The 13,745-nt window shown below is 56.7% G+C and carries 10 protein-coding genes and 2 pseudogenes; 2 read left to right on the top strand and 10 right to left on the bottom strand.

Features of this window, described 5'->3' with window-relative positions:
- Positions 1 to 97: 97 nt before the first annotated feature.
- A pseudogene (locus tag NMAG_RS19155) lies at positions 98 to 631 on the bottom strand (MFS transporter); the annotation flags it as partial.
- Positions 632 to 816: 185 nt separating this feature from the next.
- Between NMAG_RS19155 and NMAG_RS19150 the strand changes: the two are divergent.
- Positions 817 to 2,166: an MFS transporter gene (locus NMAG_RS19150; protein WP_004216281.1), complete on the top strand. Its 1,350-nt coding sequence runs from the start codon at positions 817 to 819 to the stop codon at positions 2,164 to 2,166.
- A 580-nt stretch (positions 2,167 to 2,746) separates the two neighbouring features.
- Here the strand turns inward: NMAG_RS19150 and NMAG_RS19145 are convergent.
- The gene (locus NMAG_RS19145; protein ID WP_004216279.1) at positions 2,747 to 3,193 is read right to left on the bottom strand and encodes an AAA family ATPase; all 447 of its coding nucleotides are present in this window, start codon (positions 3,191 to 3,193) and stop codon (positions 2,747 to 2,749) included.
- 428 nt (positions 3,194 to 3,621) lie between these two features.
- Here NMAG_RS19145 and NMAG_RS22815 point away from each other — a divergent pair.
- Positions 3,622 to 3,735: pseudogene (locus NMAG_RS22815) on the top strand (IS5/IS1182 family transposase); the annotation flags it as partial.
- A 61-nt stretch (positions 3,736 to 3,796) separates the two neighbouring features.
- Here NMAG_RS22815 and NMAG_RS19140 read toward each other — a convergent pair.
- From NMAG_RS19140 to NMAG_RS19105, 8 genes are all read right to left on the bottom strand, one after another.
- The gene (locus NMAG_RS19140) at positions 3,797 to 5,788 is read right to left on the bottom strand and encodes a S9 family peptidase (RefSeq protein WP_004216277.1); all 1,992 of its coding nucleotides are present in this window, start codon (positions 5,786 to 5,788) and stop codon (positions 3,797 to 3,799) included.
- An 87-nt stretch (positions 5,789 to 5,875) separates the two neighbouring features.
- Positions 5,876 to 6,349 carry a hypothetical protein gene (locus NMAG_RS19135; RefSeq protein WP_004216276.1) on the bottom strand — a complete coding sequence of 158 codons (474 nt, stop codon included), beginning with the start codon at positions 6,347 to 6,349 and terminating at the stop codon, positions 5,876 to 5,878.
- On the bottom strand, positions 6,346 to 7,308 hold the full coding sequence (locus tag NMAG_RS19130; protein WP_012996943.1) for a ParA family protein: 963 nt from the start codon (positions 7,306 to 7,308) through the stop codon (positions 6,346 to 6,348). Before NMAG_RS19130 ends, NMAG_RS19135 begins: the two co-directional genes overlap by 4 nt.
- Before the next feature lie 1,446 nt (positions 7,309 to 8,754).
- Positions 8,755 to 9,459: a TOBE domain-containing protein gene (locus tag NMAG_RS19125; protein WP_004216274.1), complete on the bottom strand. Its 705-nt coding sequence runs from the start codon at positions 9,457 to 9,459 to the stop codon at positions 8,755 to 8,757.
- Positions 9,460 to 9,512: 53 nt separating this feature from the next.
- Positions 9,513 to 10,280 carry an amino acid ABC transporter ATP-binding protein gene (locus tag NMAG_RS19120; protein WP_004216273.1) on the bottom strand — a complete coding sequence of 256 codons (768 nt, stop codon included), beginning with the start codon at positions 10,278 to 10,280 and terminating at the stop codon, positions 9,513 to 9,515.
- Entirely contained in the window at positions 10,277 to 10,993 is a 717-nt protein-coding gene (locus NMAG_RS19115; RefSeq protein WP_004216272.1) for an ABC transporter permease, read from the bottom strand. Before NMAG_RS19115 ends, NMAG_RS19120 begins: the two co-directional genes overlap by 4 nt.
- An 11-nt stretch (positions 10,994 to 11,004) precedes the next feature.
- Positions 11,005 to 11,949, bottom strand: coding sequence for a substrate-binding domain-containing protein (locus tag NMAG_RS19110; RefSeq protein ID WP_004216271.1), 945 nt, complete (start codon positions 11,947 to 11,949; stop codon positions 11,005 to 11,007).
- Between the two features lie 385 nt (positions 11,950 to 12,334).
- Positions 12,335 to 13,570: an orc1/cdc6 family replication initiation protein gene (locus NMAG_RS19105; protein WP_004216270.1), complete on the bottom strand. Its 1,236-nt coding sequence runs from the start codon at positions 13,568 to 13,570 to the stop codon at positions 12,335 to 12,337.
- Between the last annotated feature and the right edge of the window lie 175 nt (positions 13,571 to 13,745).

Genomic DNA, 13,745 nt, shown 5'->3' with positions numbered 1-13,745 from the left:
GAATATCCTGCCGTGGCATCGAGCAGTGGTTTGCGTAGGGTATTGTCGGATTCATCCCCGCCCTGAAGGGGCGAGGCTTTCTCCTTGATTCCCCGTAAAACAGTGTCGCGGCGATGAAGCCGATCGCCGCAGCGACGAGGAATCCGATCTGCCAGAAGAAAATCCCGACGAGACCGGTGACGAGGAGCGCGCTGATCGCGCTCCCGATCGTCGGCCCGATCTGTTTGATACCGATCGCTCGGTGTTGTCGTTCCGGTTGAATGTTGTCGAAGATGGCCTTGTTCGTTCCCGGCGTCGCCGTACCGTACATCGACCCGAGGACGAACGCTGCACCCAGCAACAGTCCGTACGTCGGTGCGATGGCGATGAGCAGCGCGCCGATCGCGAGTCCGATCAACCCGATCGTGAGCGTTCGATGCTCGCCGAATCTGTCCGTCACGACGCCGATCGGGAGGAGAAAGATGGCGTAGCCGAGTGTCAAAGCGGTGATGACGAACCCGACGGACACGCCGGAGAGCGAGAACGCGTCGCGAAACAACGGCGTGCCGGCGTACACCGCGTAGTAGCAGATGCTCGCTGCGATGTGCCAGATGGTTACCTGTGAGACGAGTCGCCAGAAACTAGTCGCCATACTGACACAGACGATAGTATTTGATTAACCATTGTGGTTGAGGCAAGACAAAACAAATACGAATAATGCCTGAGTCGGTTGGATATGCTCACAGCGACGTGAGAGGTGTCAGCAGACCAGTTCATAATCGAACGCTTTTGCCGAGACACAGACAGTCAAGGGACACGGTCGGCCACGTAGGACCGATGTCTGGACTGTCGCGACGGGAACTCGAGTTTGCGCTCCTGATCAGTTCGGCGCACTTCGCCCAGCACGTCTTCTACCGCGTGCTGCCGCCACTGATTCCCGTTCTCGCGGTCGCACTCGAGTACCCGCTGTGGCAACTGGGGCTGTTGATCACGCTGTACTCGATCGGGATGGGTGTCGTTCAGGCGCCGCTCGGCGTCCTCGCTGACAGGATCGATCGGCGCTACCTCCTCCCGACAGGGATCGTGATCTCCGGCGCGGCGTACGTCCTCTTCGCGTTCGCGCCGGTCCTCGGCGGGCCGCTCCCTACCGTAACGATCCTCGAAACCACCTTCGAGGGCGGATTCCTCGCCATGGCCGGCGCGATGGTGATCGTCGGAGTCGGACTGGCCGTCGTCCACCCGGCCGGCTACCCGATGATTACCGACAACGTCGACGAGCAGCACAAGGGGAAGGTCCTCGGATTTTTCGGCGCCTCGTCGAAACTCGGCGACGCCGCAACGCCCGCCGCCATCGCCGGCTTGATCCTCCTGCTGTCCTGGGAGGGGATCATCCTCGGCTTCGGTGCGGCGGGAGTGCTCTACGGGGCTGCTCTCTTTCTCGCGCTCCGCAGCGACGAGTTCGAGACGGTCCCGTCCGGGCAGCGAACCGAGGGCGACGCCGACCCGACGACGACGACGGAACTGGTCCGCGAAGAGCGACGGACCTTCCTCTATCCGATGACCGCGATTTACGTCTTTTTCGTCTCGAGCGGCGCGACGAGCCACGCGATCACCGCCTTTCTCCCGGCGTTTCTGGTCGCGGTGTACGCCCACTCGTTCGAGGTCTTCGGTGTCCACGTCGGCGCCGAGTCGGTGGCAAGCGGCTACTTCGCGCTAGTGTTGCTCGCCGGTGCCGCGATGCAGCTGTACCTGGGTGGGGTGAGCGACGAGTACGACTCGCGGCTTGTGCTGGTCTGTTGTATGGGGCTCGCGACCGTCGGCATGGTGGCACTCGCCGTCTTCGACCTGCACCCGGCAGCACTGATCGCCGTGCTGTTCGTCCTCGGTGGCGGTCTCTACGGCGTCAACCCGGCTCGAGACGCGCTGATCAGCGACCTCACGCCGCCAGAGTTCGAGGGGCGGGCGTTCGGCTACATCTTCACGGCCGCGACGCTGACCGGCGCGGCGTTTCCCACCCTCATCGGCTACCTACTCGAGCACCTTGGAATGCGCGCCGGCTATCTCGTCATGTCAATCGGGACCGTGCTGGCGGCCGCCTGCGTCGCGTTGCTCTACTCCGATTGGGTCTACGTCCCGGAGTCGGAGCCGGACTCGGATCTTCGGACCGATCCCGAAGGATCGGACTGATAGATATCAGCGTGGATATTCGAAGGTGCTCACGAGAAAATGAGGCACTGGGAGAACCGCACGAGGCGAGAAACTCTGCACTAGTGAAACTGAGCGGCTTCCGAACGATCTTCGGAGGTCGTTCGAGAGAGTTCTGTTCTCTCGTGACTGTTCTCTCGTGATGGCGAAAATCTTTGATTTTCGAACCACGGCCTATCCGCCCGCGATACCGAGGAAACATTCGAAACACCGGCGCGGTGAACATGAATCCTCGAAAGGTTCGTCCCGTGCCCGTCGGTCGAGCAAATCCACGATACCTCCGAGTTCGTCGAAGTATCAGCGACCACCTGCTGGAAAAACAATAGATTACGGTCAACGATGCTGAGGAGAGGAGAAACAGCGGTTTGGTACCGCTAGTCAGCCACCGACCACGACGACTGGGTTACACGAGTTCTCGTGAAGTGGCGGAGTCATGGTTGCAACCCTGAAACACCTACCGCTCGGGATTCCTATAGTAACAACTGCAGCTAGTTACACACTGATCGTACGTTCGCGGTTCTCGCTCGGATCACTCGCTCCGAACCGCGCTGCTGTCGTGCGATCAGGTGTGCAGTGACTTGCAGTGGCTACTATAGGTTCCAGTACCGATGCCGCGGTGGGGGATGTCAATGTTCGTCTGTTCGGGCTCGTTGAGTCCGGCAGCGATTCGCCGTACTGCGGCAGTCTCAGTCGAAAATTCCCCACAGTCGACCAAGATATATGCAACATCGATACTCTCCCGCTGTGCTCCCTCTTGGACCATTTGTGTGACTGCCCGCGAGATTAGTGTCTTCCCAGATCCAGTTTTACCGAAAATAACGATATGGTTAGGCTCGCTCCCAAATATAGCCGGATTTAGGGCTTCAGCGACCCGCTGGAGTTGGTCGTCACGTCCGACGATACGATCCCGGTCTGGGAGATGCGAGATCCGCAACAACGACTCGTCCCGGAAGATTGGATCCTCGTACCGGAACAAAGGGTTGCGGTCGTCGTTGGCGGAGTCCGTCATTAGTTGATGGCCACATGATAAGATAATAAAGCTAGAGGACTAAACCTACCGCTGTAAATTCGTGGTGCACGTGGTGGTACAGAACTCTAACGGTATTTCTGTTCACAGGAACGTGTGAAGTAATGGTTCTGCTGTAAACACAGAACGAGTCACACACCAAATTTCCGCTGTAAGTTCTTCAAATGGAGGATCACAATCGGTTCGAGACACCAGATTGCCGCTGTAAAAACGCCTTTTCAAGGCTTGGGGTGCAAGTATATCTACATACAGGAACTGATAATCACGTTTACAGAGGAAATACGGTCTCCCCATTTTTACTGCGGCTCATTTATAGAGGGGGGGTTGAGGTACCTGGTGTGTTTAGTTTACAGCGGCAATCTGGTGTCCCTCTTTCATACCACCACAATATTGACAGCCATATTGAATAAACCAATGGCTCAGTCAAGGAATGCGGCCTCAGACATGGGTGCGCCCAAGGTTGCGTCCACGCGCGAGCACAAGTGTTCTTCGCGCTATGTCTGGTCTCGCTATCGAATCACCAAGTGACCACAACGAATGCGCACCAAACAGCGAGTGGCAAGCCCATAGCGACCGACATTGGCTCTAGAGGTGCTCGTCGAACGCCGCTTCGATCTTCTCGAACGTTCGCCGCCACGTCGATCGCTTCGAGAACACATGCCCTTCGTCAGGATAGTACTCGGCCTCGAACTCAACATCGAGATCGAGCAGCGTGTTCACCACGATATCCTGCTGCTCGACGTTCACGTACCGGTCAGCCGTGCCGTGGAAGTTGTACACCGGCGTCTCGTATCGGTCCATGTGGGTGACCGGGCTAGCGTCATCCCACCGGTCGGGGTTCTCGAGTGGATGGCCCATCACGGTCGTCGCTGCGGAGGCGATGGCGGGGAATTTCGTCTCGGTCGCCCACTCGTGGTAGTTCGCTGTATCGGCGAGTCCGGCGATGTTGACCGTGACATCAAATGTTCCAGGGTGGGTTCCGGGGAGCTGAAGCGCGGCGTAGCCGCCGTAGGAGAGTCCCCATTGTCCTACTGAATCAGCGGTGTACTCGAGAGCACGCAGATAGTCAGCGGCGCGAGCGATGTCGTCCATCTCGACCCTCCCTCGGTCGCCGCCGATCGCTCCTCTGAACGCCCGGCCGTAGCCGATGCCACCACGGTAGTTCACGAACAGACCGACGTACCCGTTCGTGGCGAGGTACTGCTGGTACGCGTACGCAAGCCCGTACGATCGGGAGGGATGGAAGCCATCACGTATCTGTCGCATCGGCCCGCCGTGGACGTAGACGACACTCGGGAGGTCGGTTGCGTCGTCGGGCACGGACTCGCTTTGGCGTGGGTCGAGGAGATATCCCTCGATCGTCAGCTCACCACTCTCGAACGAGACTCGCTCCGGTTCGATCGGTGGTTCCGGCCAGTCGCGGAGACCGGAGTGGGTCAGCTTGGCGTCGGTTTGCGTCGCTGGTTCGGTCGGGGCAGCATCAGCCGAATCGGACTCGAGTTCGCGGACACGAACCTCCGGAGACCGGTCGCGGCTTGCATGGAGGTAGGCGACGTGATCGCCGGCTGGCGACGGTCGCGGTTCGACGTTTGTTCCCGCCGTTTCGACCAGCGGTTCTGTCGTGCCATCGAGCGTGACCGTGTAGAGCTGTCGCTGTCCTGTGTCTCGCCGGTTTGATGCGAAAACTAATCGTTCATCGTCGATCCATCGCGGCGTAGAATCGGCGAGTCCTTTGTCCTCGAAGGCCCCCTCAGTGAGTTGCGTTCGCTCGCCTGAGGAGACATCGATCACGTGGATGTGTTCGTAGCCATCGACTGGGAGCGCCGCGGCCAGCAGTGTTCCATCGGGGGAGAGACGTGGTGACCCACGCGAGAGTGCGCCGGTCTCTTCGTCGACCTCCTGGAAGAGTGTACTCTCGGTCGCAGGATCATCGATGTCGACGGCGATAAACTCGCGGACGGTACCGTACTCACCTCGGCGCTCGTAGCACAGCCGTCCATCGTCGAGCCAGAACGGTGAATGAGAGGAAGAATCAGGGCGGGTTCGCCAGACGAGGTCCCCGCTTTCGGTGTTGATCACGCCGACGCACTTCGTCTCGCAGTCTGTGAATCGGTAGGCAAGCAGCCCGTCCCCACGCCAGGCGAACGCGCGTTCTCCACCAAGAAATGGGCCCCGCTCCGGAACATCGAACCCGCGTTCGACGCCGTCGGTCAGTGACTTAGTTCGGGGTTTGCCATCCCGATAGAACGCGAGGCGCGACCCATCGTGCGACCAGGTGGGCAAGATGTCGCCGTCGGGTGTGCGCGCAATCTCCGAGACGGATTGCTCACGTGGATCAACGAGGGCAGTCAATCCATCCTCGGTCGTACAGACGAGTTGTGGCTCCGTTGGCGACCACGTGAACTCGGCGACGTGTTCGTCGGCCGGTCGGACGCGCAACGGCTCTTTTCCTGGGTGACCAACGAGCAATACCTTCCCATCGTCCTCGTGTACCGTTGCGGCGAGAAACGAACCGCACGACGACCACTTGGGGGCAGTGGGCCATTCAAGATCGAGAACATCGTTGAGAGTGAGCATACCCCACAGTTGTGTTGATTCCATATGAAAGATCGGAAGGCGGAATACACACCAACAGTTGGGGAAAGAAGGGCCTATACCGTGTTCTCACCGCTCTCGGCGTTTCTCTGCCAACCGCTCTGGAATTTCTTCGATATTGTCGAGTGCGAGTTCTAAGACCACATCGTGAACCTCACGCAGTTCGTCGTCACGAATCCCCATACGGCGGAGTTCGGGTGTGACGGTGAAATCCAGTTGGTCCTCAAACTCAGTCCACGTCTCCTTTCGAGCATAGAGTGGACTCTGCTTGACCTCACTGTAGGGGAACGCCGGTCCGGTCTCAGTCGGATCGCGGTCAGTGGGATCGGCTTCTGATTCCAGTTCCGGTTCCGATTCAAGTTCCGAGTCCGGTTCCGGTTCCGATTCAAGTTCCGAGTCCGGTTCCGGTTCCGATTCCGGTTCAGTCTCTGGCGTTGGCGGTTCCCCGACCAGTTCTGACTCTTGCTCGGAACTCGAGTTGGCCTGTTCATCGGTCGGGTCGTCTGCATCGGCAGCAGGATCTCCGAGGTCGAAGCCAGTCATTGTTCAATCCCTCCGCGTTCGATGATATCCGCAATCTCACCGAAGTACTCGAGTTGGGAGTTCTCTGGATCGTAGGATGGGAGCGGTTCGCGGGCCTCGTAGGCGTCGCCGACCGCGCCAGTGTGGCGAATTGGTGGCTTCGGTGGGTCCATCTCGCCGGCGTCGATTGCCTCCCACTCGTCGGCGCGGATTCGTGCAAACGATGGAATGTGGTTATCCAGTACCGTTTCGACCTCAGTTCCCGCAGGGAGCGTTCCGCTCCGAGCGTCGACGCCATCGCGGCCAGCAAGGAGGAGTGACGCGAAACTCTCCTGTGTGTTCATCGACTCGAGTAGCTTCCGGTCTTTGGTCTGGTGGTCGATACGAGCACTCATGTCGTTGGGCACAGTTGCGAGGATTTCGAAGTTTCCGAGCTGACTACGGATTGGGCCGACGAGTCGGGTGGCCGTCTCTCGAAGTCCGTTCAGTGCTTCGGGCACTGGCATGAGCGGGAGGATCGCGTTCGGTGCTGCGACGACAGCGTTGTTCGTGAGTTTGTTCCGCGATCCAGGGACGTCGAACAGGATGTAGTCGTACCGGTCGCCGAGATGTTCGTCGACGAGTTCCTGTTTCATCTTCAGATCCGACGCGAGGACCGAGTCCTTCGAGAGCGCGTCAGTCACCGACTCGAGGTTCAGCGCTGGTACGAAATCGAAGCCATGGCCTGGGTTTTTGACGATTGCATCGACGGACTCGTCGCCGAGTAGCACGTCTGCAAGGTCCGTCGCCTCGTCGTTCTCGCGCGTGTAGTATCCCAGTCCAGTCGAGAGGTGGCCAGCCGGGTCGAGATCGACGACCAGGACCTCGTGACCGCGCATATCCCCAAGGATACCGCCGAGTGTGCTGACGAACGTACTCTTTCCGAAACCGCCCTTGAGCATCGGGAAACAGACTGCTCGTGGTTCTGGGTTTGCTGTCATTTGTATGGTTCCGCCCGCCGCAGCGTCGGCCGGGACCGAACGACTGTGTCGACGGACACTCGACTCATTCAGTCAATCCTACTTATTTCCGTCGGACCAGTTGAGTCAGTTGGTCAAGTTGCCTTAGGTAGCTTAGGCAACTCAGCTGAGTTAGCTAAGTCACCTTAGGTAGAGTAGCCAGCCCAAGTGAGCAGGCTCTGCCACCATAGGCAGTTCAGGTGACTCAGTTGAGCTAACTAAGGTGGCTTAGGCAACGCAGCCACCACAGTTATCGTAGCGTAGGTGACTTAGACAACGTAGCTAAGGTAGCTTAGGTAACTGAGGTAGCCCAGTCAGCTTAGCTACCACAGTTATCGTAGCGTAGGTGACTTAGACAACGTAGCTAAGGTAGCTTAGGTAACTGAGGTAGCCCAGTCAGCTTAGCTACCACAGTTATCGTAGCGTAGGTGCCTTAGGCAACGCAGCTAAGGTAACTAAGGCAGCTTAGTCAGCTAAGATATCTGGGTGTCAAAAGTAGGCACCTACTGTTGGCACTCGAGGGGCGAGGAACCAGTGGCGGCAGAGGCCGCCCCGGCAAAGCCGGTATTTTGACAGCCGATATGATCGGCACTCGAGTGCACGAGCGCGACGGGCAAAGGCGTTGTGACGAAGCACAACTGGCAAACACTGGGATATGCACGGACTGCTCTTGGTCTACCTAAGTCACCTGAGGTGAGTTAAAAGGCACAGCCAAGCCAACTATGCCGCCTTGGGACGTCTCGCTGAGAAACCAGGCTCTATTCAGGTGGCTCAGTTACCTAAGGTACCCAAGGTGGCTAAGTCACCTAAGATAGGTCACTGGTTAGATCTGAAATCGTGTTAGAACCGTCGATAGTATGAATTAACACAGCAGAGCCGGTATTTTGACAGCTGAAAGTATCAGTACTCGAGTGTACGAGTACGACAGGCAAGGGTTGGACAGGAGCGTGGAGTGGAGTTTGGAAGTCCGAACTGTACCCCAGCGGAGGCTGTGGTGAGAGGGTTGACTACCGTAGGAGTGATCGGAAGAAAAAGTGTGTGCTCGGTGGAAAACCGAAATCATCGGAGTGTCTCGTTCGGGAAGCCACCGTGTTGCCCTGTTCGATGGTTCGGAAGAGTCCGAGGAAAATTACCGGGTAAAACGTTCACTACCTGTATCCGATAGGTATTATCAGTTTTTCCAACAAGTTTATTTTTGGGCTGTCCTAACACCCGGACTGGCGAGGGGTCACGGCCTGTCGTTGCCAGCAATGACATCGCAGTCCGATCAGTGACACACCACTCCACTGGGACATACCACCTCGCCATTTTGACGTCGATTGATGGTACAACCGACATGTCAGTCGAGCAACGACTGCTAGTCAGCACGTAGGGGTGAAGTAGTCAGTTGTCAGAGGGACACCGGTGACACTGCCATACCCAATTGTATCACTCGCGAGTATCGGAAGCAGCTGAAATTCCTCGCGCAGCGGTCGCTTTAAATGATGCAGTTATCGGAAGGTCAGGCTCGAGGGCCAGCCGATCTACACTTTCTTTTGTGATGATCGACTGAATAGTGTTGTTCTCTTGCAGTTGTATCGTTACTCTGGTGATTACGTCGCCGGGTTCCAGTTGATCGACAGTACCTGTAAACTGGTTCCGGAGGCTCACACCATCAGGTTGCGGAGTTTCGTCTGGTTTTGTCAAAACAACTGCATCGGAGCGAACAGTAACTTGGACGTCGGTCGCACCCTGTGGAACCAGTGCAAGGATTGAGCCGATCTCGGTGTCAACAGTTGCGAGTTCTCCAGTCCGGTCTCGAACCGTGCCTGGAAACACAGATTCAGTTACGTGAGCGACACCACCTAATTCAGCTTCATGGCGGTTAAACTGCTGCCGTATCTCGTGGGCTGTTTGTGTTAGTTTGGTTCCGCCACCACCACGTCCACCTCGTTGTCGTTCCGTGATAGTTCCGACCGCCTCTTCAATCTCGACAACGCGATTTTGCAACCGTGCATACGACCGGCCCAACGCATCGGCCGCTCGATGCATCGAACCATACTGGTCAATTGCATCAAGCATCTCAATGTCGCGCTGATCAATTGTGACACCATCGACGGAGAGTTGCGTGCTGTAATCTCGTTTGATCGTCATCGGTAGTGACCTCGGTCGAAGGGTTGGAAAGACAGCGCAGAGATCATCGTTCGTCAGTATATTAATTCACCCTCGATAAATTTCCGGGTCCGTTCGTCGGTCGGGTTGTCGAACACAGTTTTGGTGTCGCCGACCTCGATAATACCGTTCCCAAGCAGCACCGCCACTCTATCAGCAATCCGTTCTGCTTGATGCATATCGTGTGTTGCGATCACGACACCGATTCCACGGTTTTTGGCCTCGAGAACGGCATCCTCAATCACAGCTGTGTTACGTGGATCGAGATCCGACGTCGGTTCATCGAGGAGCAGAATGTCTGGCTCGTAAGCGAGAGCGCGAGCAAAGGCAACCCGTTGTGCTTCGCCGCCAGAGAGTGATGCCGCATCTTGATTCGCTTTTTCGCGCAACCCGACGGTGTCAAGAGCTTCGATCGCATCGCCCGTCCCATTCGTCTTTCCAACAATACTCGAGAGTTCGTGGCGAAGCCGATCGATCCACGATTGCCGCACCCGGAGGCCATACTCTGCGTTGCGCCGAACACTCGCATCGAACAGACTCGCCTCTTGGAACACCATGCCGACTGAGCGGCGATACTCGAGACGCTCCTGTTCCGATACCTGCCACACGTCTTCGTTCTCGTATCTAATCGAGCCGTGATCAGGTGCATCGAAAAGCGCGAGCAATCGAAGCAACGTGGATTTCCCGACGCCGGATGGTCCGATAATCCCAACAACTTCACCAGGGGTTACTGACAGTGAGACACCATCGAACACCGGTTCGGCTCCATATGCATGATGAACGTCGATCGCTTCGAGTGTCATCCGTACCGTCCACCTCCGTTCCCAAGTCGAACGACGATTGCATTGACGAGCAAGACGAGGACAACCAGAATCGCACCGAGGATCATCGCCGTCTCGAAGCGGCCCTGGCGAGCCTCAAGCTGGATTGCAGTTGTGAGTGTTCGCGTGACGGATGTCCCGTCTGAACCAGCGATGTTGCCACCGACGATGAGAACGGATCCAACCTCGCTGATTGCTCGTCCGAACCCCGCGAGAACCGCTGTCGCAATTCCGTAGCGGGCCTCCTTGATCGTTACAAGTGCCACGTCGAATCGTGTCCCACCCATTGCGTACGCTGCGTCACGAACGTTCTGTTCGACACTATCCACCGCGGCGAGACTGACACCCGTAATGACAGGGGCTGCGAGGATGAACTGGGATATGATCATCGCTTCGGTCGTAAACACGAGGTCCCACGTTCCGAGCGGTCCCTGATTTGAGACCGCAAACAAAACGACGAGACCGACGACGACGCTGGGAAATCCCATTCCAGTGTTGATGATCGACGTAAGCAACGTCTTTCCACGAAACTCTTTGAAGCCGACCAGGAGTGCAATCGGAAGGCTAAACAGCGTACTCAGTATCACGGCTGTAATACTCACATATAAAGAGACATAGATGATACTCCGAATGTAGTTCCACTCGAAAGGAAAATCGATCAGTAGCGGAGTCAACATCCCGAGTTCGAAGTGCATGCTATCGGTGCTTACTCATCATCAGTCGAACTTCCCCATCCCTCAGGAACGTACTGTTGGAATTCAGGATCCTCTGACAGCGCCTCGGCGAAGAACAACTGTTCACCCGCAGACGTGTAGCTCTCGATGATATCCTGCCCTTCAACACTCGTAATGTATCCGATATACGCCATCGCGAGATCATAGTTCACGTGTTCGTGAACAGCAGGGTTGACAGCTACGATTCCGTATGTGTTCATGAGTTCGTCCGGTCCATCCTTGACGGGCCCTTCGACGTGAATCTCGAGGTCGATCTCATCCTGCATATCGAGATACGTCCCCCGGTCAGCCAGCGTATATGCTTCCTGCATACTTGCCTGGTTCAGGATTTCTCCCATTCCACCTCCGCCATCGATGTACCACTCACCGAACTCCTCGATCGTCAACCCTGCTGCGTCCCAGAGTTCGAGTTCTTTCGTATGTGTTCCCGAGTTGTCGCCGCGAGAAACGAACTCCGATTCAGCGTCGGCAATCGCTGTCAGTGCCGCCTCAATGTCTTCTTCGCCCCCAACCCCAGCAGGATCGTCTGAGTTTCCAACGATAACGAAATCGTTGAACATGAGATCACGACGGTTGACACCAAATCCATCTTCCATGAACTCGTCCTCGAGTGATCGAGCGTGGACCATCACGACGTCAGAGTCACCGTTGCGCGCAGTCTCGAGGGCTGCCCCGGTTCCTTGAGCGACGGTAACAACAGTCACACCATACCGGTCTTCGAACGGTGCGTTGAGTTCGTCGAGCAGACCGGTGTCGTACGTACTCGTCGTCGTCGTAAGCGTCAGTGTTTCACCACTGATCTCTGGTCCGGTATTGTCGCTGTCACCGGTGTCATCGCCAAGACCAGTGCAACCAGCCAACCCGACTGCTCCACCAGTCCCGACCGCAGCGATAAATCCCCGCCGTTGTATCGCCATAGATACTACGTTAGAGGATGTCATAAAATAGCTTTTGGTGCAGGTGTACTGGTGTGAGTGTCAACGGTCTCGGTAGAGGCCAAACTCACTGGAGCGATGTCCCCAGATTCGAAAATCCTATTCTGAGGAAGGGGTTCTGGAAGGGCGAGTACTACGTTGGAACGACTGGAGCACTGTCCGGGGACTGTCAACAATCCCAACCCTTGGGGTCGGAGTTCTCGTCCTGCACCCCCTATAGAATCGAACGGTACAACGGGAAAAGGGAAAGAGAAAGGGAAAAACGAGGCAGAGCCTTGAGCGTTACGCTCGAACCAGGTGTCTCAGGAAAGTCACCATCGCAGATTGGCAAATAGGCTCTCGAAGCCACTGCTCGAACAGTCGTGGTTCAAAGAAGCCCCTTTTCCTGTGCGTTCTGCCGTAACGAGTCGAGGTCAAGTTCGTCACTCATGTGGAGGTTCTCGAGTGTCGAGAGCGCGGCCTCGAGTGGGACGTCTACCTCGTACTCGTAGTAGATTCCACCAGCTCGACCTTCGTTGCGTTTGGCCCGATCGAGAATTCCGAGCATCGAGAGTTCGGCGAGATGATTGTGAAACGCCCGGCCACCGAGTGCGTCGCGATCGGTCGCTTTCGCGAGGTCCTGGTACTGCTCGTAGATCGTTTGTTTCTGTAGTGGTGCCTCTGGGTCTGCGACCGTCGACGCGACGACAGCCAGTAGCGTCAGGTGTCCGTGTGACGTGAGTTCTTTCATCGATTCCTCGATGCGTTGCTTCTCGAGGAGTTGCTTTGCATCACGGACGTGATCTTCCGTCACGACCGGGTCGCTTTGCCGGCGTGCAAGATCACCGGCCTCGAGAAGAAGGTCAAGCGCCTGGCGTGCACTCCCTTTGTCTTGGGCTGCGAACGCCGCACACAACGGAACGACGTCGCCGTCGAGCACGTCGTCTTTGAACGCATGATTGGCACGCTTGGTGAGGATGTTCTGGAGATCGGTGGCATCATACGGCGGGAAATGAAGCTCGCGTTCACAGAGTGTGTCTTCGACACGCGGGTCGAGCTTCTCGCGATATTTGAAGTCGTTGCTAATCCCGATGATCCCGACACGGGAGTTCTCGATCTTGCCATTGCTGCGAGCACGCGGGAGCTGGTACAAGACCGAATCGTCGTCACCGATGTAGTCGACCTCGTCGAGAACGATGAGGATCGTGCCGCCGAGTTCGTCGAGTTTCTCCCACAGCATTTCGTAGACGGCATTCAACGGATACCCGGTGCGACTGATCTGCTCCTCGGGGTCGCGCAACTTGTTCACAAGTGCGACAGCGACACGGTAGCTACTCGTGAGGTCTTCGCAGTTGAGATAGACGGTCGTGATCGTGACATCGTCGTACTGCTCAGAATCCTCCTCGAGGTGTTGCAAGAGATACTTCGTTGCGGCCGTCTTGCCGACACCAGTTTTCCCGTAGAGAAAGATGTTCCGTGGCTGTGCGCCGTTGATCACCGGCTGGAGATACCCCGTGAACTGTTCGATCTCGCTGTCACGCTCTTCGAGGGATTGAGGCTGATAATCATCGTGGAGAACGTTCTCGTTGTTGAAGATCTCCTCACTCCGCTCGAAGAGTGCCATTACGAAGTGATTGTATTTCTCCCACATAAAACCATAGGCGCAATCGTTACAAACGATTCCTCCGTTTCATTCGTTCCCGAACACACACACACACCACTGATTCAATCGTTAACCCCTCCGAGAGTCCCCCTAGCTTCCTGAGATACTGTGAATCGGTTTTGGAACAGGCCTAGTT

This window comes from Natrialba magadii ATCC 43099 (assembly GCF_000025625.1).
GTDB lineage: Archaea > Halobacteriota > Halobacteria > Halobacteriales > Natrialbaceae > Natrialba > Natrialba magadii.
This window is presented reverse-complemented; position numbering and strand designations above follow the sequence as displayed.

Excerpts from the sequence above, each read along its gene's own strand:
- NMAG_RS19110 (WP_004216271.1), bottom strand. The coding sequence starts at position 11,949 with ATGGCGATACAACGGCGGGGATTTATCGCTGCGGTCGGGACTGGTGGA.
- NMAG_RS19135 (WP_004216276.1), bottom strand. The coding sequence starts at position 6,349 with ATGACTGGCTTCGACCTCGGAGATCCTGCTGCCGATGCAGACGACCCG.
- NMAG_RS19125 (WP_004216274.1), bottom strand. The coding sequence starts at position 9,459 with ATGACGATCAAACGAGATTACAGCACGCAACTCTCCGTCGATGGTGTC.
- NMAG_RS19115 (WP_004216272.1), bottom strand. The coding sequence starts at position 10,993 with ATGCACTTCGAACTCGGGATGTTGACTCCGCTACTGATCGATTTTCCT.
- NMAG_RS19140 (WP_004216277.1), bottom strand. The coding sequence starts at position 5,788 with ATGCTCACTCTCAACGATGTTCTCGATCTTGAATGGCCCACTGCCCCC.
- NMAG_RS19120 (WP_004216273.1), bottom strand. The coding sequence starts at position 10,280 with ATGACACTCGAAGCGATCGACGTTCATCATGCATATGGAGCCGAACCG.
- NMAG_RS19145 (WP_004216279.1), bottom strand. The coding sequence starts at position 3,193 with ATGACGGACTCCGCCAACGACGACCGCAACCCTTTGTTCCGGTACGAG.
- NMAG_RS19130 (WP_012996943.1), bottom strand. The coding sequence starts at position 7,308 with ATGACAGCAAACCCAGAACCACGAGCAGTCTGTTTCCCGATGCTCAAG.
- NMAG_RS19150 (WP_004216281.1), top strand. The coding sequence starts at position 817 with ATGTCTGGACTGTCGCGACGGGAACTCGAGTTTGCGCTCCTGATCAGT.
- NMAG_RS19105 (WP_004216270.1), bottom strand. The coding sequence starts at position 13,570 with ATGGCACTCTTCGAGCGGAGTGAGGAGATCTTCAACAACGAGAACGTT.